Source organism: Sinorhizobium sp. KGO-5, from assembly GCF_036245905.1.
GTDB lineage: Bacteria > Pseudomonadota > Alphaproteobacteria > Rhizobiales > Rhizobiaceae > Sinorhizobium > Sinorhizobium meliloti_A.
The window spans coordinates 493,510-518,224 of record NZ_BDIZ01000002.1 but is presented as its reverse complement, the minus strand read 5'-3'; the positions used below and the strand labels follow the sequence as shown (position 1 = coordinate 518,224).

The following is a 24,715-nucleotide window of genomic DNA, read 5'->3' as shown; positions in this document are numbered from 1 at the left end:
AAGACAATCCCGTCGCCGGCGCGGGTTAGGAAAAATGCCGCGCGCTCCGACGCTCAGGTCAGATCTTCGATTCCTGACATGAGCTCGGAAGTGCTCAGCGATTGACGCGAGTCATTGCCAGTCATCCCTTTTCGCGTATCATCGTGAGATACGAAAGCTTTTGACCGGCCCTTTGCTTATCGAGTTGAAATTATTCTGCAGCAGGAGCGTCTCGCCTGCTGCATGTTTTTCGAAACATGCAGCAATCGAAGCTCTGCGGTAAACACGTGTACGTCTGAAAAGACGTAGTCTCCGGAGGAGAGCGCAAATGGCAGAGTCCGTGCACCCCGCGGCAGTTAATCATTTGCCTGCGTTCATCACCGCACCCGGGGAGACGGACATCCTTTTCAATATCATGACCGTCTTCGTCCTGCTTCTGATATTCCTCATCGGCGTCTTATACTTACGCCTCCACGCGCTTCCCGAACACATGGCTCACGGGGCGAGCAAGGGTCAACTACAGCTGGTGGCGGTACTCGGCCTGATTGCACTGTTTACGCATAACCACCTCTTCTGGATCGCTGCCCTGCTGCTGGCGATGATCGAGTTTCCTGATTTCTCCAGTCCGATGGCTTCGATTGCCGACTCGCTCCGATCGATTGCTGCTCGGGACGCCGCCGCCTCTCCGGCCGAGGCCAACCCAACCGGCCTCGAACCAGTGGTCAATCCGCGTCCCATGCCGACAGAACCTCCGTGGGCACCGGTAGAAAATGAAGTCCCGGCTAGCGATAGCAACCTTTCGGAGCGGAGGGGATAAGCCATGCTTGAGTTCATGATCTGCTCCATGCTCACGATCTTTCCGGACTTTCTTTTCCGCCGCTATGCCCAGGGCAAGAGGCTCGGCCGGGAGATCAATCTCTATTCCATGTGGTTTGAGCTGCGCTGGGGCATCACCGCCTGTGTGATCCTGACCCTTTCCCTGATTACGCTCATCTTCTACTATCATCCTTCCACCAAAAACGTCACCGCGGTGTTCCGCACCGTTACCATATTGCCCGAGACGAATGGCCGCGTTGCGGAAGTTTTCGTTGGCACAAATGAGAAGGTTGCCGCTGGTGCCCCCCTATTTCGCCTGGACAGCACGGGACAGGAAGCGGCGCTGGAAACCGCTCGCCGGCGCGTCTCCGAACTGGATGCCGAGTTGGCGGTGGCGCAAACGGAGCTGGTGGCGGCAGACGGTTTGATCGCACAGGCAGAGGGCGCGTACCAGCAGGCCGTGGACGAATTCCAGACACAGGTTGAACTCAATCGGCGCAATCCGAACGTGGTCGCAAAGCGCGAAATCGAGAGACGCCAAGTGGCGGTAAACAGCCGAGAAGGCGCGCTCGCCGCCGCGGTTTCCAACAAGCAGACTTTGCAAACGAAAATCGCCTCGCTCCTGCCGGCACAGAAGGCAAGCGCCGAAGCTGCACTTGCCCAGGCGCAGGTGGAATTGGACAAGACTGTCGTGCGCGCTGGAACCGCCGGAATGGTTCAACAGTTCGCTCTGAGACCCGGCGATATCGTCAATCCGATGATCCGGTCGGCCGGGATCCTGATTCCCGAGGATCGCCGCGTAGGGTTGATAGCAGGGTTCGGACAGATCGAGGCTCAGGTCCTGAAACCGGGGATGATTGCCGAAGTCACATGTATCGGGAAGCCCTTTACCATCATTCCAATGGTCGTGACCGAGGTCCAGGATGTGATTGCCGGTGGCCAGGTCCGGCCCGCGGATCAGCTCGTAGACGTGCAGCAGATGGCCAGGCCCGGAACGCTGACCAGCTTCCTGGAACCACTCTATGAAGGCCAGTTCACCGGCATTCCGCCAGGAAGCAATTGCATCGCCAATGCCTACACGAGCAATCATGACGAACTGACCAACGGAAACGTAAGTACGCCGCGCTGGTTCTTCCTTCACATGGTTGATGCGGTTGGACTGGTGCATGCCATGATCCTGCGGCTGCAGGCGCTGCTGCTGCCCGTCCAAACGCTCGTTCTGACGGGACACTGATCAGAAGGCCCCAGCATGCCGTTGGCCCTCCCCCGGTTCCCCCTCGCTGCAGGTCCGGACGGCCGGCATGGCTGCGCAGTGACGTCTCCGCCGGGCTCGCAATCGCTGCTGTGGGACTGCCGAACGCGATCGCCTATCCGGCCATTGCTGGCCTCCCGCCCCAACTGGACTTTACGCAAACATCGCCCCGTTGGTGGCCTACGCGTTTTTTGGCCCTTCGCGTCAGCTCATCGTCGGTCCGGATGCGGCCGCCATGACCGGGCTGGCAGCGGTCTTGACCACGATCTTTGGCAGCGCGTCCGGTGTTCGGCCTCACTATTTGCATGATCCAGGGCAATCGACTCTTCTACAATACCGGCCATGTTCAGGAACGCCTTCGCGTGATTGCCGACGAGTTGCCCGCGGACACTCGCTGGCTGGTCATCGACGCGAGTGCCATACCGCAAATCGACAGCACGGCGACCATCATGCTGGAGGAAGTCCATACGTATCTGAAGAAACGAGGGATTGCACTTGCGCCTGCTGAGTTGCACACCGACGCCCGTGCTCTCGCGTGCCGGCGTAATTGAGAAGATCGGTTCCGAGATGATCTTTGAGGGTATCGAAGATGCTCTACGCGCGTTCATAGGTGATGTCTTGAGCGTGACGGCCTAGGGGCTCGATTCAAGATGACCGTTGGCTGGAGGCTGGACCAGAGCTGCAGATTTCATCCCGAGATGTCGTCAGGAGCGCGAGGGTGCGGTCCGCAACATGGTCGTGCGCGATCACGACAATCGAAATATCGTCGTCATCGGCGACAGGCTTTGGCCACTGCCGTTTCCGAACGCCAAGGACGAGGGCGGCAGATGGGCATTCGACACCCATGTCGCGCTCGAGGAGATCGTAACCGCCGCGTTGGCGAGAACGAACTGGAAGCGATCGAGACCGCGCGCGCCTATGTCGAGGCGCAGAAGGACTATGTATCGCAGGATCGCGCTGATCACCTGGCCGGTCACCTATGCCGAAACCGGGGTCAAGACCTTCGTCATCAATCAGCAGGGCATCGTCTACGAACGGGACCTCGGTCCGAGCACCGAGGCGATCGTACCATTCATCGACCGTTTCGATCCGGATGACAAATGGAGCGCAGTTACTGATTAGGGAAGAAACCACGTCACTAACATCCTCCTCAAGCTGGGAGGTGCATTCCTTCTCGGAAGTACTTCCCGCAGGGCAACGGGGGCGCTCGCGCCTTTGCGCGCCATTTATGCCAAAGCGACTCCCAATGAGGCGGGCCCGTGTCGGCGGAACGGGCGTGGATTTCGCTAATGTCGTAACCTGGTCATGGGCCGCGCACAACGCTGTGCCAGCAGTCATCCTTCCATCCAGATAAATCGTCCTATGTCCGCACGCCTGACGTCAATGTTCGGATGCGACCATTCTATGGGCGTTATCCATGGCCTTCTTCAAGTCATCGATCGCGGAAGCGGAGGGCAGCGTCTCACCTTCCAGTTCCGGCGGCAGCTTCCATCCGGGCTCGACGCCCTGCATGTTGGGCAGTTCGTGAGCGATGCCCTTATGGCAGTCGATGCAGGTCGCCCTGCCCGGCAGCAGGTAACGCGTATGGATTTCCGCGGCACGCTGGGTCTGCTTGGAAAGGTCCATCGCTGCCGACGAGTGACAGTTGCGGCACTCGAGGCTGTCGTTGGCCTTGAGCCGCGCCCATTCGTGCTTGGCGAGTTCCAGGCGATGGTCGAGGAACTTCTCGCGCGTGTTGATGGTCCCGAAGATCTTGCCCCACACTTCCTTGGAGGCCTGCATCTTGCGGGCGATCTTGTCCGTCCATTCATGCGGCACGTGGCAGTCGGGACAGGACGCCCGGACGCCCGAGCGGTTGGAGAAATGAACCGTGCGCGTAAGCTCCTCATATACGTTGGCCCGCATCTCGTGACATGAGACGCAAAACTCCTCCGTGTTGGTAAGCTCCAAGGCGGTGTTGAAGGCGCCCCAGAAGATCACACCGCCGACGAAGCCGCCGAGTGTCAGGAAGGCGAGGCTGAGCGTTGCGGCCGGCGTGGTCAGAATCCTCCACACCCAGAGCAGGAGGCGCTTTATCCGAGCCATGGCCTACTCGCTCCCCGCCTGCTTGACGCCCATCTCGCTCATGTCCCGGAAGGTGTTGCCGACGAGCGGTCGCACGTCGGCCTGCGGCACATGGCAGGTTGTGCAGAAGTAACGCCGCGGCGAAACGTCCGCAAGCATCTGGCCTTCGCGCGTCATGTAATGTGTGACGCTGATCATCGGCGCGCCGGATTCCTGCGTGAGTTCGCGCTTGTGGCAGGAAAGGCATCGGTTGGTGTTGACCGAAAGTTGGTAGCCCTCGATCGAGTGGGGGATGACAGGCGGCTGGTCGGGATAGGCGCGCTCCTTGCGGACGTCGTCAACGACCCATTTCGGGATCGGGTGCGCCGCTACGTCGCCCATTTCCTGCGGCGGGCCGGAAAGCTCCGGCACCCGTTTGTCGGCCATTTGCGCGATTGCTCCCGTTGCGACGAACAGGATCGCCAACAGCGCCCCCAGCATCGGTCCAGGGGTTCTCATCATGCGACAGAGACGATTTTGACCGCGCATTTTTTGAAATCCGTCTGTTTGGAGATGGGATCGGTTGCGTCGAGCGTCACCTTGTTGATCAGCCTGCTGGCGTCGAACCAGGGTACGAAGATGACGCCTGGCGGCATGCGGTTGCGGCCGCGCGTCTCGACGCGCGCGCGAATCTCCCCGCGGCGGGAAACGATCCTGACCTCGGCGCCCTGGTTGATACCGCGATCGCGGGCGTCACCGGCATTCATGAAGCAGACGGCACCGGGGAACGCCTTGTAGAGTTCCGGCACCCGCATCGTCATCGAGCCGGAGTGCCAGTGCTCGAGGACGCGGCCTGTCACCAGCCAGACATTGTACTCGTCGTCGGGAGATTCCGCCGGCGGCTCGTAGGGAACAGCGAGGATCACCGCCTTGCCGTCCGGGCGACCATAGAACTTCACGCCCTCCCCCGGCTTCACATAGGGATCGTAGCCTTCCCGGTAGCGCCAGAGCGTCTCCTTGCCGTCGACGACCGGCCAGCGCAGGCCCCGTTCCTCATGGTAGCGGTCATAGGGCGCCAGGTCATGGCCGTGTCCGCGCCCGAAGGAGGCATATTCCTCGAAAAGGCCTTTCTGGATGTAGAAGCCGAAGGCCTCCGCTTCCCGGTTGGCATACTCATTGTTGATTTCGCTTGCGGGGAAACGGTCGACATTGCCGTTCTTGAAGAGCACATCGTAGAGGGTCTTGCCCCGATAGCCCGGATTGGCGTCGAGGGTCTCGGCCGGCCACACTTCGTCGGTGGTAAAGCGCTTGGAGAACTCCACCATTTGCCAGAGATCGGAACGTGCTTCGCCGGGGGCATTCACCAGTTGGTGCCAGACATGGGTTCGGCGCTCCGCATTGCCGTAGGCGCCTTCTTTCTCCACCCACATGGCAGCCGGAAGGATCAGGTCCGCGCTCATAGCGGTGATCGTCGGATAGACGTCGGAGACGACGATGAAGTTCTCCGGGTTGCGATACCCCTGATAGGTCTCGTTCTGCGTATTGGGAGCCGCCTGGACGTTGTTGTTGACCTGCACCCAATAGAAATTGAGCTTTCCGTCCTTCAGCATCCGGTCCTGCTCGACGGCGTGGTAGCCCGGTTTCTCGGGAATGATCCCGTGAGGCACGCGCCAGATCTCCTCGGCATGCTTGCGGTGCTCCGGGTTTGCAACGGTCATGTCGGCCGGCAACCGATGGGCAAAGGTGCCGACCTCGCGCGCCGTTCCGCAGGCCGAGGGTTGGCCAGTGAGCGAGAACGGGCTGTTGCCGGGTTCGGAGATCTTCCCGGTCAACAGATGAAGGTTGTAGACCATGTGGTTAACCCAGACGCCGCGCACATGCTGGTTGAAGCCCATGGTCCAGAGCGACATCACCTTGCGGTTGGGATCGGCGTAGAGATCTGCCAATTGTTCGAGGAACCCGGCCTCGACCCCCGTGAGTTCGACTACCTTGTCGAGCGTGTACTCCGAGACGAAGGATTTGAAACTCTCGAAGTCGCTCGGCGTCATTTTCGCCGCATCCTTGGCGTTCACGGCTTTGACCTCGAGCGGATTGTCAGGCCTCAGGCCATAGCCAATGTCGGTCGCGCCGACCATGAAGGTTGTGTGCTTCTTGACGAAATCCTCGTTCACACGGCCGGTCTGAATGATGTGATTGGCGATGTAGTTGAGGATCGCCAGATCGGTCCCCGGTTTGAAGACGATCGGAATATCCGCAAGATCCATGCTGCGATGGGTGAAGGTCGAGAGCACCGCGACTTTGACATGCTCGTGCCCGAGCCTTCGATCGGCGAGGCGCGTCCACAGGATCGGGTGCATCTCGGCCATGTTCGATCCCCAGAGCACGAAGGCGTCCGCGTGCTCGAAGTCGTCGTAGCAGCCCATCGGCTCGTCCATGCCGAAAGTGCGCATGAAGGCATAGGCCGCCGAGGCCATGCAGTGGCGGGCATTCGGATCGAGATTGTTGGAGCGGAAACCGGCGCGCATCAGCTTCGTCGCGGCATAACCCTCGAAGATCGTCCACTGCCCGGAACCGAACATGCCGACGGCGGTCGGTCCCTTCTCCTTCAGCACCCGCTTCGCCTGCTCGGCCATGACGTCGAAGGCCTCGTCCCAGCTCACCGGCTCGAACTCGCCGTCCTTGGCAAAGGCGCCGTTGCGCTTGCGCAGAAGCGGCGTCTTCAGACGGTCGGCGCCGTACATGATTTTGGACAGGAAATAGCCCTTGATGCAGTTGAGGCCGCGGTTCACCTCGGCCTGCATGTCGCCATGTGTGGCGACGACCTGTCCCTCCTTGACCCCGACCATGACGCCGCAGCCGGTACCGCAGAAACGGCAGGGCGCCTTCGACCACTTTATCTGAAGGGCTTCGACGCCGCCCGGCACGGGCTGCGCCGCCGCCGGAAGCGCGATCCCTGCCGTAGCTGCGGCAATGCCGGCCGCATGCGCCTTCAACATATCACGCCGCGTCAGTTCGCCGGTCATGGCCGACCTCTCCTTGAGTTTCGACATGCTCAAACACCATGTTGGCTGCCACCACGCCCTCGAGAACCGCAATGCGCGAAAGACTTTCGCCGAGCATTCCTGTGCTCGTGCCCTCGATCACGACGACGATCTTTCCCGCCTCATGGGCGTAAACCTCGACGTTCGGCATCTCGGCGAGGCTTTCCACGACACGCTCCCGCATATGCGGCATCGTCACGATGACGGCGCTGGATATATGATGGGACGTGCTCCGATCAGACATGGGCGCGCTCCCACTCGACCTCGCGAATGCCTATCGCTGCCACCGGACAGACGGAAAGACAGGCGCCGCAGCCGGTGCAGGCCTCATCGCTAAGCTCGGGTGAGAAGGGTCCGCCGGCACGCGGACGGAAGCGGATCGCCTCTGTCGGACAGACGTCGCGACAGGCCTGGCAATCGGTGCGGTTCCTGGCAAGGCAGCTCTCGCCGATCATCACGACGTGGGGAAAGTATCTCAGCCGGCCGGTGAAGACCGGCTCGGGACAGAGTTCCGCGCATTGACCGCAGAATGTACACTCTGCGACGGAGAAATCGAGCGCCGGGCGATCCGAGATCAACCTGATGATGTGCATCGGACAGGCGTCGGCACACCTCCCGCAGCCGGTGCAGGCATCGAGGCTCGCAGGAGTAGTTCCGGGGGGACGGACACGATGGCTTGGCGTGTCGTACCGGCCGCGCAAAAAATTCCGTCTCGATGTGTCCGTGCCCTCGCCCATGCCGCCCTCAATGTCCCGGCGGCCCCGGCGGCCCGGCGACGATCTGGAACATCCAGATGAGAAAGCCGTAGGCGCCTACGAACCCCACGGCAACAAGTGGCCAAATGCCGAAGGCCAGCACGAGAAAGGTCATGAGTTCTTGTCGCCGCAAGCGTGACAGGTCCGCCGTTGTCTGGTCGGCCTCGGACATCTAGGCGTCTCCTCTCCAAACGCAGCGCCTCACAGAAGGCTAGGGCATCCAATTCAAAAGGAAAGAGAACCTGCACGAAATCGTATGCTGATTGAAAATTCAGGCCTCGGAACGTATAAAGTCGGGCGCAGCGCGTGCTTTCCGAACGCGTCGCGGCGCCCTGTCCGATGGACCTCACTCATGCCGCTGCGGCCAAAGCACTCTCTGCCGCCCACCTTAATCGCTGCGGATTGTCGGCTGGTGCCGCTGAGCCCGGGCAAGTTCGACAAAGCGGCGCTTTACTTCGACAACAACGCCGGTGGCAACGGTCCGAAATAGCCGCTGTCGCTATCCACTGGTCGGATATCCGGACCGGGCCAAGCGAAGCGGTTGCTTTCGCTGAGCACAATCCAGGATGGCTCGTCATCAAGCCCAAGGCGGCGCTTGGTCGTCGGCGGAATCTCGATCGCCTCGTCGGGCTTGCCCGGTGGCGTATGGGTGATTGGCAGCACCCGCACCACCGGCGTGCCGCCTCGAGCGTGGTGACCAGCGCCAGCACCAGGCAGGGCCGATCCTTGTCACCTTCCTCGCGGCCCTCGAGATATTGCCAGGCCAGAGATAGGAAATAACGGAAGACGTGGCCGACCTTGATTTCAGTCGGCAGCATTCTTGTCCGTCAGCAGTTCGGCATCGAGATGATCGAGGCCCGGCTCCATTTCGGATTTTTCGACTGCGGCAAGCTCGTCGCCGCTCAGCTCCGCCGTCGCCTAGACCCGGCGATCGCGTCGCGCCAGCCGCAGATAGTCTTCATAGGCGATGAGCACGGTGCGCGGCCCGGCCATTCTTGGTGATGATCACCGGCTCGCGCACGGCGGCATCCTGGTAGGCCCGAAATCTTGGAAACCGCCGCGGCGGTCACAGTAGATGTCATTTCAGCACTCCTTCTTTCCGGAACATACGGGTTTTCCCGTAATTTCCGCAACGGCGCGGTGCACCGGTGGGTGCAGCTTTCCGCCCGCATCCCGCTTCAACTTCCTGGAATCTATCATGTTCATGTTTTTAGGTCCGCCCGACCTACGAACATCGTGCTCTAAGCGCGAGGCTGCGCAGGTGACCGCCGGCCGAGTCGATGCTCCGTATCGCCGAATTGCGCCATCACCCAGTCGCGCAGCACGCGCGTCGCAGGCCGGTCGGCCATGCGCGGGCTGTAGACGAGATCGCAGCGGTCGCCTTCGAGCGACAGTTCGAATGGCTGGACGAGGATGCCGGAAGCGAGCTCTTCCGCGACCAGGGTGAGGCTCAGCAACCCGATCCCCTGCCCGGCCACCACGGCCTGGACCGCGTGGATTTCGTCTGTGAATGAAATTCCCGCGCTCGCGTCGATGTCGGCGACGCCGGCCCGTGCCAGCCATTGCCGCCACACGGGCGCGCGCGGATCGTCGCGCCGTGCCGGACCCCAATCGAAATGGATGAGCGTCGCATGCCGGAGATCGGCAGCGCTGGTTCGAACCAGGCGCGGCGCGCAGACCGGCGCGAAGCGATCCGCAAACAGCGGCTCCGTGACAAGCCCCGGATAGTTGCCGCCGCCGAAACGGATGGCGGCATCAGCATCCGCCTCTAGATCGACGGCCAGGTTGGAGGCGTCGAGCCGCAACGTCCAATCCGGATACGCCTCGCGAAACGAGCCTGCGAGCGGCGCCAGCCGCTTCGCGACGAAGGCGACGGTGGACGTGAGCCGCGCCACCTGTCCCGCCTGCTGGCGGCGCACGTCTGCGATCGCCTGTTCGAAGCGGTCCAGGCCGTCGCGCAGCACCGGATACAGCGTCTTTCCCGCGGCGGTCAGATGCACCTGTCGCGTTGCGCGCTCGAAGAGCTTGACGTTCAGCGTCTCCTCCAACTGGCGGATCTGGTGGCTGACGGCGGTCGCCGAAACGTTGAGTTCCTCGGATGCGTCCTTAAAGCTCAGCCGGCGGGCAGCAGCCTCGAAGACCCGCAATGCGCCAAGTGACGGCAGCTTTCTCATCACTTCCTCACGCATGATTTCAACTCATCTATCGACTGAGAAATGCTCCTTTGTCAATGCGCGAAGGGACCAACATATTGCCCTCGACGAGCAAGGCGGCAGTGCCGAGCTGAGAAGAACTCAATCATGAAAGGACACCCCATGTTTCTCGAACAGGTCGTCACGAAGCCGGATCCCTATGCTCCGTTCCTGCTTTCGCAGGCAATCAAGGCCAATGGCTTCGTCTTCGTTTCGGGTCAGGCGGCGATCGGCGACGATGGCGAGATCGTCGGCGAGGGCGACTTCGACCGCCAGGCCGAGCAGGCTTTCGGCAATCTCGATCGCGCCCTGAAGGCCTCCGGTTCCGGGCTCGACAAGGTCGTCAAGGTTACGATTTTCCTGCGCTCCATGGAAAATTTCGCAAAGATCGTAGAACTGCGCCGCAGGTGGTTCTCCGCGCCCTATCCAGCCGACAGCATCATCGAGGTTTCCTCGCTCTATTCGCCAAAGGCGCTGATCGAGATCGAGGCCATCGCGCTCGACGGGAGCCGCTGACATGAACGCGCCGGCGATCATCCCCTCACCGGTCTTCACCGGTACCAGCCTCAAAGGTCTCGATTTCGCCAACCGCCTGTCGGTCGCTCCGATGACACGCATCAGCGCTTCGTCCGCCGGTGTGCCGGGCGAACGCATGGTGCACTACTATCAGCGCTTCGCACGCGGCGGCTTCGGCCTGGTGACGACAGAAGGCATCTACACGGACAAGGTCTATGCGCAGACCTATTCGGGCCAGCCCGGCCTGACCGACCGGGAACAGGCGGACGCCTGGCGCCGCGTCGTCGATGCCGTCCATGCCGCCGGCGGCAGGATCTTCGCGCAACTCATGCATGGCGGCGCGCTGTCTCAAGCAAATCCTCACCGATCCGGTACAGTCGGTCCCTCGGCCGTCCGCCCTAAAGGCAGCCAGATGACCGGCTACCGCGGCGACGGCCCCTATGCCGTGCCGCGCGAGATCAGCGAAGCAGAGATCGCCGCCGCGATAGAGGGTTTCGCCGGTGCCGCGCGCCTGGCGATCGAGGTCGCCGGTTTCGACGGCATCGAGATACACGGCGCCAAAGGCTATCTCCTGGATCAGTTCTTCACCGACTATACCAACCATCGCACGGATCGTTGGGGCGGCGACATCGTCGCTCGCCTGGGCCTGTCCCTGGAAGTGCTGAAGGCCGTACGCGCGGCCATCGGCCAATCCGTGCCGCTCGGCCTGCGCCTCTCCCAGGGGAAGGTCAACGACTTCCGGCACAAATGGGCGGAGCGGGAACAGGGGGCGGCGAGAGTGTTCGAGGCATTGGCCGCGAGCCCGGCCGATTTCGCTCACGTGACGGAGTTCGAAGCCTGGCAACCGGCCTTCGAAGGCGGCGACATCTCTCTCGTGTCGCTTGCCCGCCGTCACGCTCCGCGTCTCTTCCTCATCGCCAATGGCAGCCTGCACGATCTTGCGCGCGCTGAGCAGGTGGTGGAAGCCGGAGCGGACATGATCGCGCTCGGACGCGGCGCACTCGTCAATCCCGATTGGCCGCATCGCATGGCCGAACGCAGCGCATTGCGGCCGTTCGAACTTTCGATGCTCGCGCCGACCAGCGAAATCAAGGACAGCGAACTCGCCCTTGACATGAGGGCGCGGCGACCAGTCTGAAGCCAGGTATGCCGGGGCGGGCATGCCCCGGCAGCTACCCTGCCGCCTATGGCACGCCGGCAGGGTTGGGCAATTGTTGCTTCAGCCACGACTTGAACGCGGTCATGCCTCTGGTGAACTGGCGTGACTTCAGCCAAGTCAGCCAGTAGTCGCCCGCTGCCACCGTGATGTCGAAAGGCTGAACCAGCCGTCCGCTCTCGATATAATGCTCGAACATGGTGATCGGCAGGAGGGCTGCGCCCGAGCCCCGGGCGGCCGCCTCTGCCAGCGCCAGCGAGGTATCGAAAACCATGCCGCGCAGGATGGGAGGCTGGGCGCCCGCTGCCCGGAACCATTGGGCCCACTCATCGGATCGGTACGAACGCAACAGCTCGATTCCGGCGAGGTCGACCGGTTCCTTGAGCCGAGCAGCAATCCGAGGCGAGCAGACCGGCGATAGCGGTGCGACCGACAGATGCATTGCGTCCGTGCCATGCCATGACCCGTCCCCGAAACGGATCGCGAAGTCGAGGCCGTCGCCGGCCAGATCGACGCGGTTGTTATTGCTCAGGATGCGCAGGTCCAGGTTCGGATGTGCATCATGAAAATCCGGCAAGCGCTGCATCAGCCAGCCGATCGCAAAGGTGCCGACGACGCCAACGGTCACGACTTCCTGGAAGTTTCCTTCTTCGAAACGGCTTATGGTCGCACACATGCGCTTGAACACGTCGCTCATCACCGGCGCAAGCGCCGACCCCTCATCGGTAAGGGCGAGGCCCCTCGGCAGCCGCCGGAACAACTTGACGCCAAGCAGATCCTCGAGCGACTTCACTTGATGGCTGATCGCGGTCTGCGAAACCCGTAGCTCCAGTCCGGCACGGGTAAAGCTGCAGTGGCGCGCCGATGCCTCGAAGGCACGCAATGCATTGAGGGGCAGTTTTGGGAGTTCCATGGAATCAGCTTCGTTTAGACCAAGTTTGATTCATGCCTACCCGCAAGATTGCTCGTTTGTCGAGTGCTCTTGCTTCTGCCATTCTCCCCGCAGTTCAAGGCAGTACAAGATCACGACGATTTCTGGTCGAGTCGACCAAAAAATCACGAACGTGATCGATTCCAACAAGTTAGAGAGGGATGCGGGCGGAAAGCCGCACACACTTTCCTCATCCCGCTCCAGGCATTCAATCACGACCGTCGCGGCATCCGCCACAAGCGGCATCTACTCCTGTGTCAAGTTTTTGTCTGGTCGGAGCCACTGGTATCGGCATGAAGGTCATCGGTTATATATTCGGCATCGCCTCGGCTGCATTGCTGGCCATTTTCGGCACGGGCGCCGTTTATCTGTCGGGAATCGCGAAGGATCTGCCGGATCACCGCAAGCTTGCAGAATGGGAGCCGGCGCTCATGACGCGGTTTTACGCGTATGACGGAACGCCGATTGCCGAATACGCCAAGGAAAGGCGTCTGTATCTGCCTATCGCCGCGATCCCGCAGCGCGTGAAGGCAGCCTTTCTCTCGGCGGAAGACAAGAGCTTCTATACCCATTCCGGAATCGATGCCTTGAGCATCGTCAAGGCTGCCTGGTCCAATGCCGTGAATCTGGGCTCCGGCCAACGGATGATCGGAGCCTCGACGATCACCCAGCAACTTGCCAAGAACTTTCTGCTTTCTTCGGATCGCACCCTTGAACGCAAGATCAAGGAGGCGGTGCTTTCGATCCGCATCGAGCACTCGCTCAGCAAAGACAGAATTCTCGAACTCTATCTGAACGACATCTACCTGGGGCTCGGGGCCTACGGTATTGCCGCCGGTGCGCTGACCTATTTCGACAAGTCCGTCAGCGAATTGACCGTTGCCGAGGCAGCGTATCTCGCTGCTCTGCCGAAGGGACCCAACAACTACAACCCGCACCGGCATCCCGAACGCGCGGTCAGCCGGCGCAACTGGGTGATCGGCCAGATGCAGCGCAACGGCTTCGTCAGCGCCGCGGAGGCAAGCAGCATGATGGCGAGACCTCTCGGCGTTAAGCCTCGGGCGGAAACCCCCTTGATGGCGGAGGCAAACTATTTCGCCGAGGAAGTGCGCCGGGAAGTCGCCGGGCAATATGGCGAGGCGGCTCTCTATAATGCCGGGCTTTCGGTGCGCACGACGCTTGATCCAACCCTTCAGGCGGCTGCGCTGAAGGCGCTTCGGGCCGGCCTCGTCGAGTACGACCAGGCGCGGGGTTTTCGGGGGCCGGTCGCACATTTCGATGTCTCCGACTGGACGGCCGCCTTGGCTGAGCAGAAGACTTTGACGGATGTGAAGGAGTGGCAGATCGCCGTAGTGCTCTCCCGTTCCGATGCGGGTATACGCATCGGACTTCGCAGTGCAAAGCCCGGTCCCGAGCACTCGCCGTCCGGCCCCGAAACGGGCTTTATCGGCAGCAATACCATGCAGTGGGCGCTGAAGCTTTCTGCCGGAGGCAGGATCAGGCAGGTCGACTCCATCGACAAGGTCCTCTCGCCGGGGGACGTTGTTCATGTCGAGAAGGCGGAAGACGGTTACCTCCTGCGACAAATACCCGAAGTGCAGGGCGCGATCGTGTCGATGGACCCGAATACGGGTCGCGTGCTGGCGAGCATTGGCGGTTTTTCCTTTGCACAGTCACGCTTCAATCGCGCGACGCAGGCTTTGCGCCAGCCCGGCTCGGCCTTCAAGCCCTTCGTTTACGCCGCCGCCCTGGATACCGGCTACACGCCGGCGACGCTGGTCATGGACGCACCCTTTTCGATGCCGGACGGGGCGGGCCGTCTTTGGAAACCGAAGAACTACGACGGCAAATTCGGCGGTCCTTCCACTCTGCGCACCGGCCTTGAGAAAAGCCGCAACCTGATGACGGTGCGCCTCGCCCGGCATCTGGGCATGGACGTCGTTGCCGAATATGGCCGCGCCTTCGGCCTCTACGACAAGCTCGCCCCCTACTTGCCGATGTCGCTCGGAGCCGGCGAAACCACGCTGACGCGGCTCGTTTCGGCCTATGCGGTCCTCGCCAATGGCGGACACGCCGTTAAGCCCTCGATGATCGACCGCATCCAGGATCGTCACGGTCGTACGATCTTCCGTCACGACGATCGCGCCTGCGATCGATGCAACGCCGCAAGCTGGCAGCATCAGGAAGAGCCGGTGCTTCGCGACACCCGCAAGCAGGTGCTCGATCCGATGACGGCCTATCAGGTGACATCGATGCTGCGCGGCGTGGTCGAGCGTGGAACGGCGCACCGGGTGGCGCAGCTCGGCGCACCGGTCGCCGGCAAGACCGGGACCACGAACGACGAGAAGGATGTCTGGTTCGTCGGCTACACCCCGACGCTGGTGACCGGCATCTTCATGGGATACGACGCACCGAAACCCATGGGCTACGGCGAAACGGGCGGCGGACTCGCGGCCCCGATCTTCATCGACTTCATGAAGGTGGCAATGCGTGGCAAACCTGCCGTGGACTTCCCCGTTCCGCACGGCCTGACCTTCGCGAGCGTGAACCGCCGCACGGGCAGGCGGGCCGCTTCAGGAGACCCCGGTTCGGCTGTCGAGGTCTTCAAACCGGGAACCGGGCCGTGCTTGACGGACTGTCCCGTCATAGACGGGTTCGGCGCGGAGGGAGCCGAACTCCCTGCCGCGTTGCGCGAGCAGCTTCTGGCAGCCCCCCAAGGCCTCTATTGAGCCATTGCCTCTTATCTCGTCGAGGGATCGAAATGAGGAAGCACGCCTTCGCCCTGCGGAGCAGGGCACGCAGCAGGCGGTTACGCATCGTCTGCATCATGGCAGCGTTCGCCGCCATTTTCGCCGGCGCGTTCATACGACTTGTGCAACTCGGCATGCAGGAAGAGGCTGGCCGCGAAACCCGCCTCACCTATGACAGGGCTCCCGGTGGACGACCTGCGATCGTCGACAGGAACGGACAGCTGCTCGCGACCGACATTCCGACCGCGTCACTCTACGTCGAGCCGCGGTCTATTCCCGATCTGGACGAGGTGGTCGAGAAACTCACTTCGATCTTCCCCGAACTCGACGCACGCGAACTCCATACCCGTCTCCGACGCAAAGATGCCTTCACGTGGATCAAGCGGCAGATACCACCGGACAAGCAGCAGGCGGTCATCGATTCCGGACTGGCGGCGGTCGGCTTTCGGCCCGAAAATCAACGGCTCTATCCGAACGGTCCGTTGGCTGCCCATGTCCTTGGGGCCGTGGACATCGACAATTTCGGCATCGCCGGCATAGAAAAATGGATCGACGCAAACTGGCTTGCGGACCTGCGCGGCACCGGCATCGAACTTAAGGGGCGTGAGCTCCAGCCGGTCGAGCTTTCAATCGACCTGCGCGTTCAGTACGCCATGGAGCAGGAACTCGGTAAAGCCGTCACGAAATTCGCAGCTGCCGCGGGTGCCGGGCTCCTGCTCGACGTCACGAATGGCGAAATACTGGCGCTCGCCTCCTATCCGGCCTTTGACCCGAACAATCCGGTGGACGCCTTCAAGCCCGACCGGATAAACCGCGTCACCGCCGGCGTTTTCGAGATGGGATCGACGTTCAAGGCTCTGACCACGGCAATGGCGCTGGAGTCGGGCCGGTTCGAACTCCAATCCGTCGTGGATGCGAGCAGACCTTTGCGTTTCGGACGGCAGCGCATCCACGACTATCGCGGGAAATACAGGCCGCTCACCATTCGGGAAGCCTTCATTCACTCCTCGAACATCGTCATGGCGAAAATGGCGATGGCGCTCGGCCCCGAAGCGTTGCGGACTTTTCTCGGACGTTTCGGCGTTTTGTCTCAGCTTGCGACCGAGCTGCCGGAGAGCGCCGCACCGCTGCGGCCCTCCTCCTGGAGCGAGGTGACCACGGCAACGGTTTCCTTCGGCCACGGGATCGCCGTGACGCCCCTGCAAGCCAGCATGGCCGTCGCCGCTTTGGCGAACGGCGGAAGGCTGATCAGGCCCACCTTCATAAAGGACAGCCCCGTGTCCGAACGAACCATGGCGGAGAACCTCGTATCTGCGAACACCAGTGAGGCGATACGCCACCTCCTGCGCCTCAACACCGCCGTCGGCTCAGCCACGAAGGCCGTTGTCCCCGGCTACGTGATCGGCGGCAAGACCGGTACGGCGGAAAAGGTGGTCCAGGGCCGCTATTCCAAGGTTCTCAACGTCACATCCTTCATGGGCATCGTACCGGCGGACGATCCCCGGTACCTGCTGCTCACCTTGCTGGACGAGCCCCGCGGCCTGGCGGAAACCCATGGCAACCGCACCTCCGGATGGAATGCCGTGCCGCTCGGCGGCGCCCTTCTGCATCGCATCCTCCCGATGCTCCTCACGCCCGTTTTCCCATCGCTGCCAGGCGCCGAAGCTGTTCCTGTGGCGATGGGAGAACCGTCTGTAGATCCCTCAAGCGATTAACGCGTGAATGATCGCGGGTCGGTCGTCGTTTGGTTGCGGCTGCGGTTTCGTGCCCGCCCTCACTGATTGGCGCTAGGCGCGTGTTACCGATGGCCCCTGGATACTTCTGGCAGGGCTCGGAGCGCTCAGAGCCCATTTCTGCGGGCACAGGTGCTGAAGAAACTGGAAGCGTCCGTCGTTGTGCCCATCGACTTCCTGCCTGGGGCTCACGGCCTAAGTGTTCAAGCTGCGTTCATGCAAAAGGCGCTATAAACCATTGAAAGACAAGAGGATGGTGGCCGCCTGACGCAAGCTGTCGAGCGCTCCGACCATGCCCGGGACCGGAAAAGCCCGAAGTACAGCAAGTTCCGGATGCGGTGGCAGGACGCAGGCCCCCAGGGAGTTGAAAACATGAAATCCACGCTTTTGAAAATTGCCGCGACCGGTATGCTTTTGCTTGCTCCGTCGATCGCTCAGGCGGCAGAAGGCTTCGCAACGGCGAACGTCAATATGCGCGCCGGCCCAAGCACAGCATATCCGGCGATTACCGTAATACCGGCTGGCGAATCTATCGAAATCTACGGCTGTCTTGCCGACGTGCCATGGTGCGACGTGGAGTTCTACGACGGCCGTGGATGGGTGCACGGGCGATATATCCAGGCACTTTATCAACAGCGCCGGGTTTATGTGGGCCCTCAATATTATCGCCGCCTCGGTATTCCTGTCGTCGTCTTCAGCTTCGGCAGCTATTGGGATCGTCACTACCGCGACCGTGACTTTTATCGCGACCGCGATCGCTGGCGCCGCGGGCCCGACTTCTATCGCGGCCCGGATCGCCGTGTGGAACCCGACCGCCCGCCCAGCCGCAGACCTGATTTCGAGCCGAGGCCGGCTCAGCGTCCGGAATTTGACCGGAGATTGGAGCGGAGGCCCGATTCTAGTCGTAGCTCTGAAAGACGCCGGGACTTCGACGATCGCCCAGATCGCCTTCCGGATGTCGAGCGCGTGCCCAACCGCAGGCCCGATGTGGATCGGCGGCGGGACTCTGACCGTGAACTGCGCAACGATCGCGATCGCAACCGCCGGAACTTCGAACGTGGGGGCGATGATGGCAATCGCGTCATCCGCCGCGGCGACGACAACCGCAACCGGAGCGGTGGTGACGATGACCGCCGCAGGCCGCAGCGACGTGTCTGCCAACCGGGCGATCCGGGTTGCCCGAACTAATGTGGCCCGGGGCGGCAGAAATGCCGCCACCGCGCATCGGCCGCATGGGTCGGCTACACCTACAATCTGAGGGCCCGAGTTCTGACGTGACCTCCAGCGCACGGTCCTGGCGCGCTTCGACGCCTTCAGGCTGGCGGTGTGTGAGCAAGGCGCGGTCGCGCTCACGGATCAGTTCGGTTATCTCGCGCTCATAGGCGGTGAAAATCGCCGTCAGCCAACGGTTCACGAGATAAGACGGCCGCGGCATCTGCACGTCGAAGCGCGGCAAAAGAGCGATCGTGCCTTCCGCGCCGAGCCAGTCATCGCCGACCACCCACTTGTTCACCGTAAAGAGCCACAGAAGGCGCCCGTGAGCGTCAACCCCGACCGCCGCGCAGCGGAGGAAGCGCGAGCTTGGGTGCCGCCGCGGCGCAGGGCGCTCCCGCTATACGGTCGGCAGGTCAGGCTGATAGAGGACCACGCGGTTACGGCCCGCTTGTTTCGCCAGGTAGAGTGCAGCGTCAGCCTGGTTCTGAAGCTTCTCCGGCGCGATGATCTCTTCACCTGGCGCCTGCGCCGCCACGCCAATGCTGAGAGTGACGTAAGGCGATACGCGGGATGCGGGGTTAGGAAGGGAGGCAGCTTCGACGCTCGCCCTGATTCGTTCAGCCGTAGCCAGCGCCGCCTCTTCATCTGCGCCCGGAAGCACCACGAGAAACTCCTCACCGCCATAACGGGCTACATGGTCGCGGTTTCGCCTGACGCTGCTCTGAATGATCCCGGCAACTTTGACGAGGCAGCGATCGCCCTCGGCATGACCGAGCCGATCATTCAGGTTCTTGAAATCGTCGATGTCGCACATCAGCATGGCGGTGCCCGGCCGCCGCTCCGCGCCTGCGCTCCAGAGGCGGCTGAGGGTTTCCATCATCCAGCGCCTGTTGGCGATCCCGGTCAAGGGATCGGTCTTTGCGAGGCGCTCCAGCCGGGCATTGGCGTCGGCCAGCTCCGCTACCCGCCGCATGTCGCGAAGTTCGAGAAGGAAGGTCTTCTGGGCCAGGATCGTTATCGTGCGTCGGGCAACGACGGTCGCAACAATACCGCTCGCAAAAAACAGCGTTCCAGCCACGGCACTGCCCCTCTCCAGCATCGGATTCTGCAACTGAAAGATCAGGTAGAGGCCGAGCGCGAAAGAGGCGACCGCCACCGTCCAAGCCAAAGGAACTGCGAAAATGATGATGGCGGTGATGGCGACGAACAGCATGATGTTCAGGTGCCGCTCATGGAATTCCCCACCGGCGCTCACGCCCACCAGCGCAACCGAAAGGAGGATGAGGAACAGGCCCGCAAGCAGGGACATCCTTTGCAGCCGCACACCGCGCGGTTTTCGCCAGACATAGGCGGTGGCCAGCGCCGCGGGCGGCAGAATGCAGGCCGGCGGAAGCATCGAGAGCACGACCGCCTTCGGAAGCAGGATCGCGTTGAGACCCAGCGTCAGCACGTCCAGCAAGGTCACCCATATCATCCACGCGCGAATGATCTTGGCCGTACGCGACCACGAACGCTCCTGGAACAGGCGACCGAGCTCACCTCTTAGGCGAATGTCACGCGTGCGGCCCGTGAGAAGGCGCTCGACTTCGGCCATGACAGCCGGATTGCGCGGCTGATACCGCATTTCCGGAGAGGCGCTCACGCGACCGGCACCAACTGCGCTTTCCTGAAGCTCCATCCTTGCCCATCTAGGGGAGCACCTCCTGCTGGCAAGATCACCGGCGTATGAACTCGCGAGTTGCAGTCCATACGGCAAATGGTGGCGGCGGTTGCCGCGAGCGTTGGAAGGCGTGGCGGCTGCGGTGCAATGTCGCGACTTCCGGGTCAGGCGCGCTCAGGCATTGCCCGCCGTTGTCTCGAAGTCGAATAGCTTTTGAGTCACGAGCGCCGCTGCACCCCGCGCCCAGGAATCGTCTTCCCAATCTAGTAGAACAGGCGGTGCTTGACGGAATGCAAAGCGTTCAAGGGTCGCTCGCAAGGGTCCGAAGAGCGCGTCTCCGTAGGCGACTGCTTCGCCGCCGACCACAATTACCTCCGGGTCGATCACGTTCATCAGACCGGCGAGGTGCCGGCCCAAAGTTTCACCCGCTTCGCGCATGACCGAATGAGCGGCCTTGTCGCCGGCGGCAATCGCGGCGACCATTTCGGCCCGTCCGTCCGTCTCCGGTCGGCCGCTGCGTTCGTGCCAGGTTTGAAGCATTGCCGGCTCTGAGAAGTAAGACATAAGGCAGCCGCGCTTGCCGCATTCGCAGGGTCTGCCGCCCTCCACATGTGGGAAATGGCCGAACTTGCCGGCCGCGCCGTGCGCGCCGCGATAAAGCTTACCATCCAGCACCAAAGAACAGGCTACCCCCACCCCAATCGCAAGAACACCCATGGTCTTGTAATGCCGTCCGAGGCCGAAAAGCTGCTGGGCGATCGCATAGGCATTGGTGTCGTCTTCCAGCCAGACGGGTACCCCGATTCGGCGCGCCACGAGATCACCCAGTGGTACATTGTCCCAACCGTACCGGTTGCTCCGAATACAGACCGCCCGCTGATTGTCGATGACCCCGGGCATGGCGATGCCAATCCCGGCGAGCCGGGTGCCCGGCCGGTTGGCGAGTGCAATCAGCTTCGGCACCGCTCCCGCGAGGGCATCGGCAATCGTATCGGGATCATGCGCCGGCAGCGGCAGCCGCAGGGAAGCGAGCGGTGTCGTCTCTAGATCAGTGACGACGCACTCGACGCTGCCTGCCATCAGCTTGAAGCCTAGCGCCACACCGCCGGCATAGTCGATGGCGACCGGGATCGGACGCCGCCCCTGTGCGCCGGCAACGGATTGACCTTCGATGAGCAACCCCTCCTCGATGAGGTCGCCCACCACAAAGGTAACGGCCGCGGGACTAAGGCCCGTGGTGGCGGCTATTTCGGCACGGCTCTTGGGGCCCTCGCGCCGGAGCAGGTTGAGGATAAGCCGGCGGTTCATCGCACGCGTCGTGCTTTGGTCACCCTTCGTCTTCACGTCTGTCCTTATTTTATTTTGTAAATTAATATTGCCTCGTCTCCGCGACTATGCATAACTGAGCGCGCCGATCAAGCGGGTCAACCCTGATCCGCGACCGGCTGAAATGCAGAAATCCCGCAGCGAAAGCAGGCGACGCAATGCGTTGCCGGCACGGGGATCCTTTTGCCGGCAGCCAGCCCGGGGAGGAGACGGGGCGAAGCGCCTTAATCGAGCCATTCCAGGGAGGATTATCGAGTGACTTTCAATTGGATTGAGCGCAGCCTGTCCCGACGTACGTTCCTCAAGGGCACCGCCGGAGTTTCTACCGCCTTGAGCGGGTTTCCAATTCCCGCTCTCGCGAAATCGAGCGAGGTGACGATCATCTCCGCCGAGAGCAACGCCAATACGGCAGAGGTCCTGCGGCGCATTGCTGCGGATTTCGAAGAGGCGGCTGGCACCAAGGTCGTCGTCAACAATATGGACCACGAGGCCCATAAGACGGCGATCCGCAATTATCTCGTCGCCGGTGCGCCGGACGTCTGCTTCTGGTTTTCGGGCAACCGCATGCGCGCCTTCGTGACACGCGGTCTGTTCGACGACATCTCCGACCTCTTCCAAAAGGAGAAATATGCCGATGTGCTGGGCGCTACCGCCGGCTCGGTGACGGTCGAGGGCAAGCAGTACGGCCTGCCGACAGGCGGCACCCTCTGGGGCATGTTCTACCGCAAGGACGTCTTCGACGAGCACGGGCTGAAGGTCCCCGCTTCCTGGGAAGATTTCCTTGCGTTCGGCGAGAAGTGCAAAAGTGCGAGCCTGACGCCGGTCGCCATGGGAACGAAGGACCTCTGGCCGGCGGCCGGATGGTTCGACCAGATGAACCTCCGTATCAATGGTCTCGACAAACACTTCGCACTGATGAACGGGGAGATGGCCTATACGGATGAGACGCTGACGCCGGTCTTTAAACATTGGGAAGAATTGATAAAGCAGGGCTTCTTCACGCCGGATCATACCTCCTTCGGGTGGCAGGAGGCAGGCGCCTTCCTCGCTCAGAAGCGGGCCGGAATGATGAACCTCGGTGCGTTTGTCCGGGCGGCTTTCCCCGAACAAGACTTGCCGCAACTCACCTTCGCTCCCTTCCCGGTGATCGACGATGGCCTCGGCCGGTATGAGGAATTCTCGCTGAACTCCGTGCACATTCCGACAAACGCCAAAAACAAGTCGGGTGCGCGCGAATTCCTGACCCATTTCTACAAGCCGGAGAATCTGGCCGCCTATCTGGAGCCGGGCGGCAATGTTCCGCCGCGCAACGACCTACCGCCAAGCAAGGACCCGCTCGTCAACGCCGCCGTAGAGAGTCTCAAGGCAGTTGCCGGCACGTCGCAATTTTACGATCGGGACACAGATCCTGACATGGCTCAGGCTGGTCTTGTCGGCTTCCAGGAGTTCATGGCCCGACCGGAGCGCCGGGACGCCATCCTGCAGCGGCTGGAGGGAACTCGCCGGCGGATCTTCAAGCTCTGAGACCTTCCTCAATAACCTCGGGGCTGGGCTGCTGCGGTCCCGCCCTTCCCTTACCCACACAGGGACTTCCACGCATGACGAGCCTTTGGCGCCGCCACCGCTGGTGGCTGACCCCGACACTCCTGATCCTGCCTGGCGCGATCCTCTTCGCCGTGGTTATCCTGGCATCCTCCATCCAAAGCTTGTGGATCAGCTTGCACGACTGGGACGGCTTCGGTCCCATGGTCTGGATCGGCCTGGGTAACTACCGCGAGTTGATGGACGATCCACAATTCTACGTCTCGCTCAAGAACAACGTCATCTGGCTCGTCATGTTCATGCTCGCACCGCCGATAGGGCTCGCGATCGCGCTGCTGGTCAACCAGAAGATAAAGGGTATGCGCCTCATCAAATCGATGTTCTTCATACCGCTGGTGCTCGCCTCGGTCGCCGTCGGCGTGGTCTTTACCTGGGTCTACACGCCTGAGTTCGGGCTACTGGCGCTCATCTTCCGCGCATTCGGGGCGAACGCTCCGGCGCTGCTGTCGGACGAACACTTCGTCACTTTTGCCATCGTCGTCGCCGCCCTCTGGTCGCAGATCGCCTTTTGCATGGTTCTCTACCTCGCCGGGCTCAACAACCTGAGCGAGGAGCTGATCGGTGCCGGCCGCGTCGACGGCGCGCGCGGATGGAACATGTTGCGCCACATCGTGCTGCCGCAACTGACGCAAGTCACCTTCATCGCGATCGCCGTGACGGTGGTCGGCGCGTTGCGCTCCTTCGATATGATTTCCGTCATGACGCGCGGCGGCCCCTTCGGCTCCTCGTCTGTGCTGGCCTACCAGATGTTCGAGCAGTCGATCTTTTCCTACCGCTTCGGCTATGGCGCGGCGATCGCCTCGGTGCTCTTCGTGATCATGGCCGTCTTCATCGCCTGGTATCTCACGCGCATCATCCGCGCGGAAGAAAGGGGCGCCTGATGTATCCCCGTCCCATACCCGAAACTGCGCATGCGAGCCGCAGGCTCTACATGACGCTCGTCGGAGCGATCCTCATCATCTGGCTTGCGCCGCTCTTCGCCGTGATCCTAACCTCGTTCCGCTCGATGGCGGACGTGATGAGCGGCAATCTCTGGGGCTGGCCCACGGAAATTGCCGTCATCGAGAACTACACGGCGGTCTTCACGCAGACTCCGATGGCGCGCTATTTCCTCAACAGCCTCGTCATCACCATTCCCTCGGTGATCGGCGTGCTGATCCTTTCGACGCTGGCGGGCTTCGTGCTGGCGCGGTACCGCTTCCCGGGCAATATGCTGATCTTCGCGCTCTTCGTCGGCGGCAATTTCCTGCCGCACCAGATCATGATGATCCCGGTGCGCGATCTCATGGTGAGGCTGAACCTCTATGACACAACCACGGCGCTTATCATCTTTCACGTCGCCTTCCAGACCGGCTTCGCGACGCTCTTCATGCGCAACTTCATCGCCGCGTTGCCCGACGAACTGTTCCAGGCCGCGCGTGCCGAGGGTGCGACACCCTTCCAGACCCTGAACCATGTCGTCGTACCCCTCGTCCGGCCGGCGCTGGCGGCGCTCGCCATCCTGCTCTTCACCTTCATCTGGAACGACTACTTCTGGGCGGTGGTCTTGACGGTGAGCGACAATGTCAAGCCGGTGACGGCAGGACTTGCGAACCTGCGCGGCGAATGGGTCTCCGCCTGGAACCTGATCTCGGCCGGCACGATCATCGTCGCCGTGCCGCCGGTCGTCATGTTCTTCCTCATGCAAAAACACTTCATCTCAGGACTTACCATGGGAGCGGTGAAGGGATGACTGCAGCTTCCTCGCC

At 62.0% G+C, this 24,715-nt stretch carries 21 protein-coding genes and 5 pseudogenes; 13 read left to right on the top strand and 13 right to left on the bottom strand.

The features are described from left to right. The first annotated feature begins 307 nt into the window (after positions 1-307). The 5 genes and pseudogenes from BHD07_RS11665 to BHD07_RS31875 form a co-directional block, all read left to right on the top strand. Positions 308-796: a hypothetical protein gene (locus tag BHD07_RS11665; protein ID WP_338280212.1), complete on the top strand. Its 489-nt coding sequence runs from the start codon at positions 308-310 to the stop codon at positions 794-796. A gap of 3 nt (positions 797-799) precedes the next feature. Next, on the top strand, positions 800-2,029 hold the full coding sequence (locus tag BHD07_RS11660; protein ID WP_338280209.1) for an HlyD family secretion protein: 1,230 nt from the start codon (positions 800-802) through the stop codon (positions 2,027-2,029). Positions 2,030-2,100: 71 nt separating this feature from the next. Continuing rightward, positions 2,101-2,324 (top strand): annotated as a pseudogene (locus tag BHD07_RS31880) (SulP family inorganic anion transporter); the annotation flags it as partial. Between the two features lie 7 nt (positions 2,325-2,331). Beyond that, on the top strand, positions 2,332-2,598 hold the full coding sequence (locus tag BHD07_RS11655) for a sodium-independent anion transporter (RefSeq protein ID WP_338280207.1): 267 nt from the start codon (positions 2,332-2,334) through the stop codon (positions 2,596-2,598). Between the two features lie 160 nt (positions 2,599-2,758). Continuing rightward, positions 2,759-3,169, top strand: a pseudogene (locus BHD07_RS31875) (DUF2950 family protein); the annotation flags it as partial. A gap of 258 nt (positions 3,170-3,427) precedes the next feature. On the opposite strand, the gene BHD07_RS11635 reads toward BHD07_RS31875, so the two are convergent. The 9 genes and pseudogenes from BHD07_RS11635 to BHD07_RS11595 form a co-directional block, all read right to left on the bottom strand. Continuing rightward, complete coding sequence (locus BHD07_RS11635; protein WP_324764883.1) at positions 3,428-4,132, bottom strand: NapC/NirT family cytochrome c; 705 nt, start codon at positions 4,130-4,132, stop codon at positions 3,428-3,430. Between the two features lie 3 nt (positions 4,133-4,135). After that, a complete protein-coding gene (locus tag BHD07_RS11630; protein ID WP_338280204.1) occupies positions 4,136-4,639 on the bottom strand; it encodes a nitrate reductase cytochrome c-type subunit in 504 nt (167 codons plus the stop codon). Then, positions 4,609-7,113, bottom strand: coding sequence for a periplasmic nitrate reductase subunit alpha (gene napA, locus BHD07_RS11625; RefSeq protein ID WP_338280201.1), 2,505 nt, complete (start codon positions 7,111-7,113; stop codon positions 4,609-4,611). Before napA ends, BHD07_RS11630 begins: the two co-directional genes overlap by 31 nt. Continuing rightward, entirely contained in the window at positions 7,088-7,375 is a 288-nt protein-coding gene (locus BHD07_RS11620) for a chaperone NapD (protein ID WP_338280198.1), read from the bottom strand. The genes napA and BHD07_RS11620 overlap by 26 nt, the downstream gene beginning before the upstream one ends. Continuing rightward, positions 7,368-7,868: a ferredoxin-type protein NapF gene (locus BHD07_RS11615; protein WP_338280195.1), complete on the bottom strand. Its 501-nt coding sequence runs from the start codon at positions 7,866-7,868 to the stop codon at positions 7,368-7,370. The genes BHD07_RS11620 and BHD07_RS11615 overlap by 8 nt, the downstream gene beginning before the upstream one ends. A 7-nt stretch (positions 7,869-7,875) precedes the next feature. Continuing rightward, on the bottom strand, positions 7,876-8,058 hold the full coding sequence (napE, locus tag BHD07_RS11610) for a periplasmic nitrate reductase, NapE protein (protein ID WP_338280192.1): 183 nt from the start codon (positions 8,056-8,058) through the stop codon (positions 7,876-7,878). A 216-nt stretch (positions 8,059-8,274) separates the two neighbouring features. Next, a pseudogene (locus BHD07_RS11605) lies at positions 8,275-8,704 on the bottom strand (plasmid maintenance toxin (PemK-like)). Beyond that, positions 8,691-8,968 (bottom strand): annotated as a pseudogene (locus BHD07_RS11600) (type II toxin-antitoxin system prevent-host-death family antitoxin). The pseudogenes BHD07_RS11605 and BHD07_RS11600 overlap by 14 nt, the downstream one beginning before the upstream one ends. 159 nt (positions 8,969-9,127) lie before the next feature. Then, complete coding sequence (locus BHD07_RS11595; RefSeq protein WP_338280189.1) at positions 9,128-10,075, bottom strand: LysR substrate-binding domain-containing protein; 948 nt, start codon at positions 10,073-10,075, stop codon at positions 9,128-9,130. Positions 10,076-10,201: 126 nt separating this feature from the next. On the opposite strand from BHD07_RS11595, the gene BHD07_RS11590 reads away from it, so the two are divergent. Next, positions 10,202-10,594 (top strand): RidA family protein, encoded by a 393-nt coding sequence (locus tag BHD07_RS11590; protein WP_018096585.1) that lies wholly within the window; start codon positions 10,202-10,204, stop codon positions 10,592-10,594. Position 10,595: 1 nt separating this feature from the next. After that, complete coding sequence (locus BHD07_RS11585) at positions 10,596-11,732, top strand: NADH:flavin oxidoreductase (RefSeq protein WP_338280187.1); 1,137 nt, start codon at positions 10,596-10,598, stop codon at positions 11,730-11,732. Between the two features lie 46 nt (positions 11,733-11,778). Here the strand turns inward: BHD07_RS11585 and BHD07_RS11580 are convergent, their stop codons facing one another. Then, complete coding sequence (locus BHD07_RS11580; RefSeq protein ID WP_275598588.1) at positions 11,779-12,663, bottom strand: LysR family transcriptional regulator; 885 nt, start codon at positions 12,661-12,663, stop codon at positions 11,779-11,781. A 311-nt stretch (positions 12,664-12,974) separates the two neighbouring features. Here BHD07_RS11580 and BHD07_RS11575 point away from each other — a divergent pair, with 311 nt between their 5' ends. The 3 genes from BHD07_RS11575 to BHD07_RS11565 all read left to right on the top strand — a co-directional run bounded on the left by BHD07_RS11575 (position 12,975) and on the right by BHD07_RS11565 (position 18,352). After that, the gene (locus BHD07_RS11575; RefSeq protein WP_338280183.1) at positions 12,975-15,410 is read left to right on the top strand and encodes a penicillin-binding protein 1A; all 2,436 of its coding nucleotides are present in this window, start codon (positions 12,975-12,977) and stop codon (positions 15,408-15,410) included. Positions 15,411-15,442: 32 nt separating this feature from the next. After that, positions 15,443-17,146 (top strand): peptidoglycan D,D-transpeptidase FtsI family protein, encoded by a 1,704-nt coding sequence (locus BHD07_RS11570; protein ID WP_338280180.1) that lies wholly within the window; start codon positions 15,443-15,445, stop codon positions 17,144-17,146. Between the two features lie 390 nt (positions 17,147-17,536). Then, complete coding sequence (locus BHD07_RS11565; RefSeq protein ID WP_338280917.1) at positions 17,537-18,352, top strand: SH3 domain-containing protein; 816 nt, start codon at positions 17,537-17,539, stop codon at positions 18,350-18,352. 64 nt (positions 18,353-18,416) lie between these two features. Here BHD07_RS11565 and BHD07_RS11560 read toward each other — a convergent pair. From BHD07_RS11560 to BHD07_RS11550, 3 genes and pseudogenes are all read right to left on the bottom strand, one after another. Continuing rightward, positions 18,417-18,740: pseudogene (locus BHD07_RS11560) on the bottom strand (DUF6969 family protein); the annotation flags it as partial. Between the two features lie 36 nt (positions 18,741-18,776). Then, positions 18,777-20,057, bottom strand: a complete 1,281-nt coding sequence (locus tag BHD07_RS11555; RefSeq protein WP_275598594.1) for a GGDEF domain-containing protein — start codon at positions 20,055-20,057, stop codon at positions 18,777-18,779. Between the two features lie 156 nt (positions 20,058-20,213). Then, positions 20,214-21,383, bottom strand: coding sequence for an ROK family transcriptional regulator (locus tag BHD07_RS11550; RefSeq protein ID WP_338280176.1), 1,170 nt, complete (start codon positions 21,381-21,383; stop codon positions 20,214-20,216). 237 nt (positions 21,384-21,620) lie between these two features. On the opposite strand from BHD07_RS11550, the gene BHD07_RS11545 reads away from it, so the two are divergent. From BHD07_RS11545 to BHD07_RS11535, 3 genes are all read left to right on the top strand, one after another. Beyond that, positions 21,621-22,889, top strand: a complete 1,269-nt coding sequence (locus tag BHD07_RS11545) for an ABC transporter substrate-binding protein (protein WP_338280173.1) — start codon at positions 21,621-21,623, stop codon at positions 22,887-22,889. Positions 22,890-22,963: 74 nt separating this feature from the next. Then, the gene (locus tag BHD07_RS11540) at positions 22,964-23,848 is read left to right on the top strand and encodes a carbohydrate ABC transporter permease (RefSeq protein WP_338280170.1); all 885 of its coding nucleotides are present in this window, start codon (positions 22,964-22,966) and stop codon (positions 23,846-23,848) included. Further along, entirely contained in the window at positions 23,848-24,699 is an 852-nt protein-coding gene (locus BHD07_RS11535) for a carbohydrate ABC transporter permease (RefSeq protein WP_324764868.1), read from the top strand. Before BHD07_RS11540 ends, BHD07_RS11535 begins: the two co-directional genes overlap by 1 nt. Positions 24,700-24,715 lie beyond the last annotated feature (16 nt).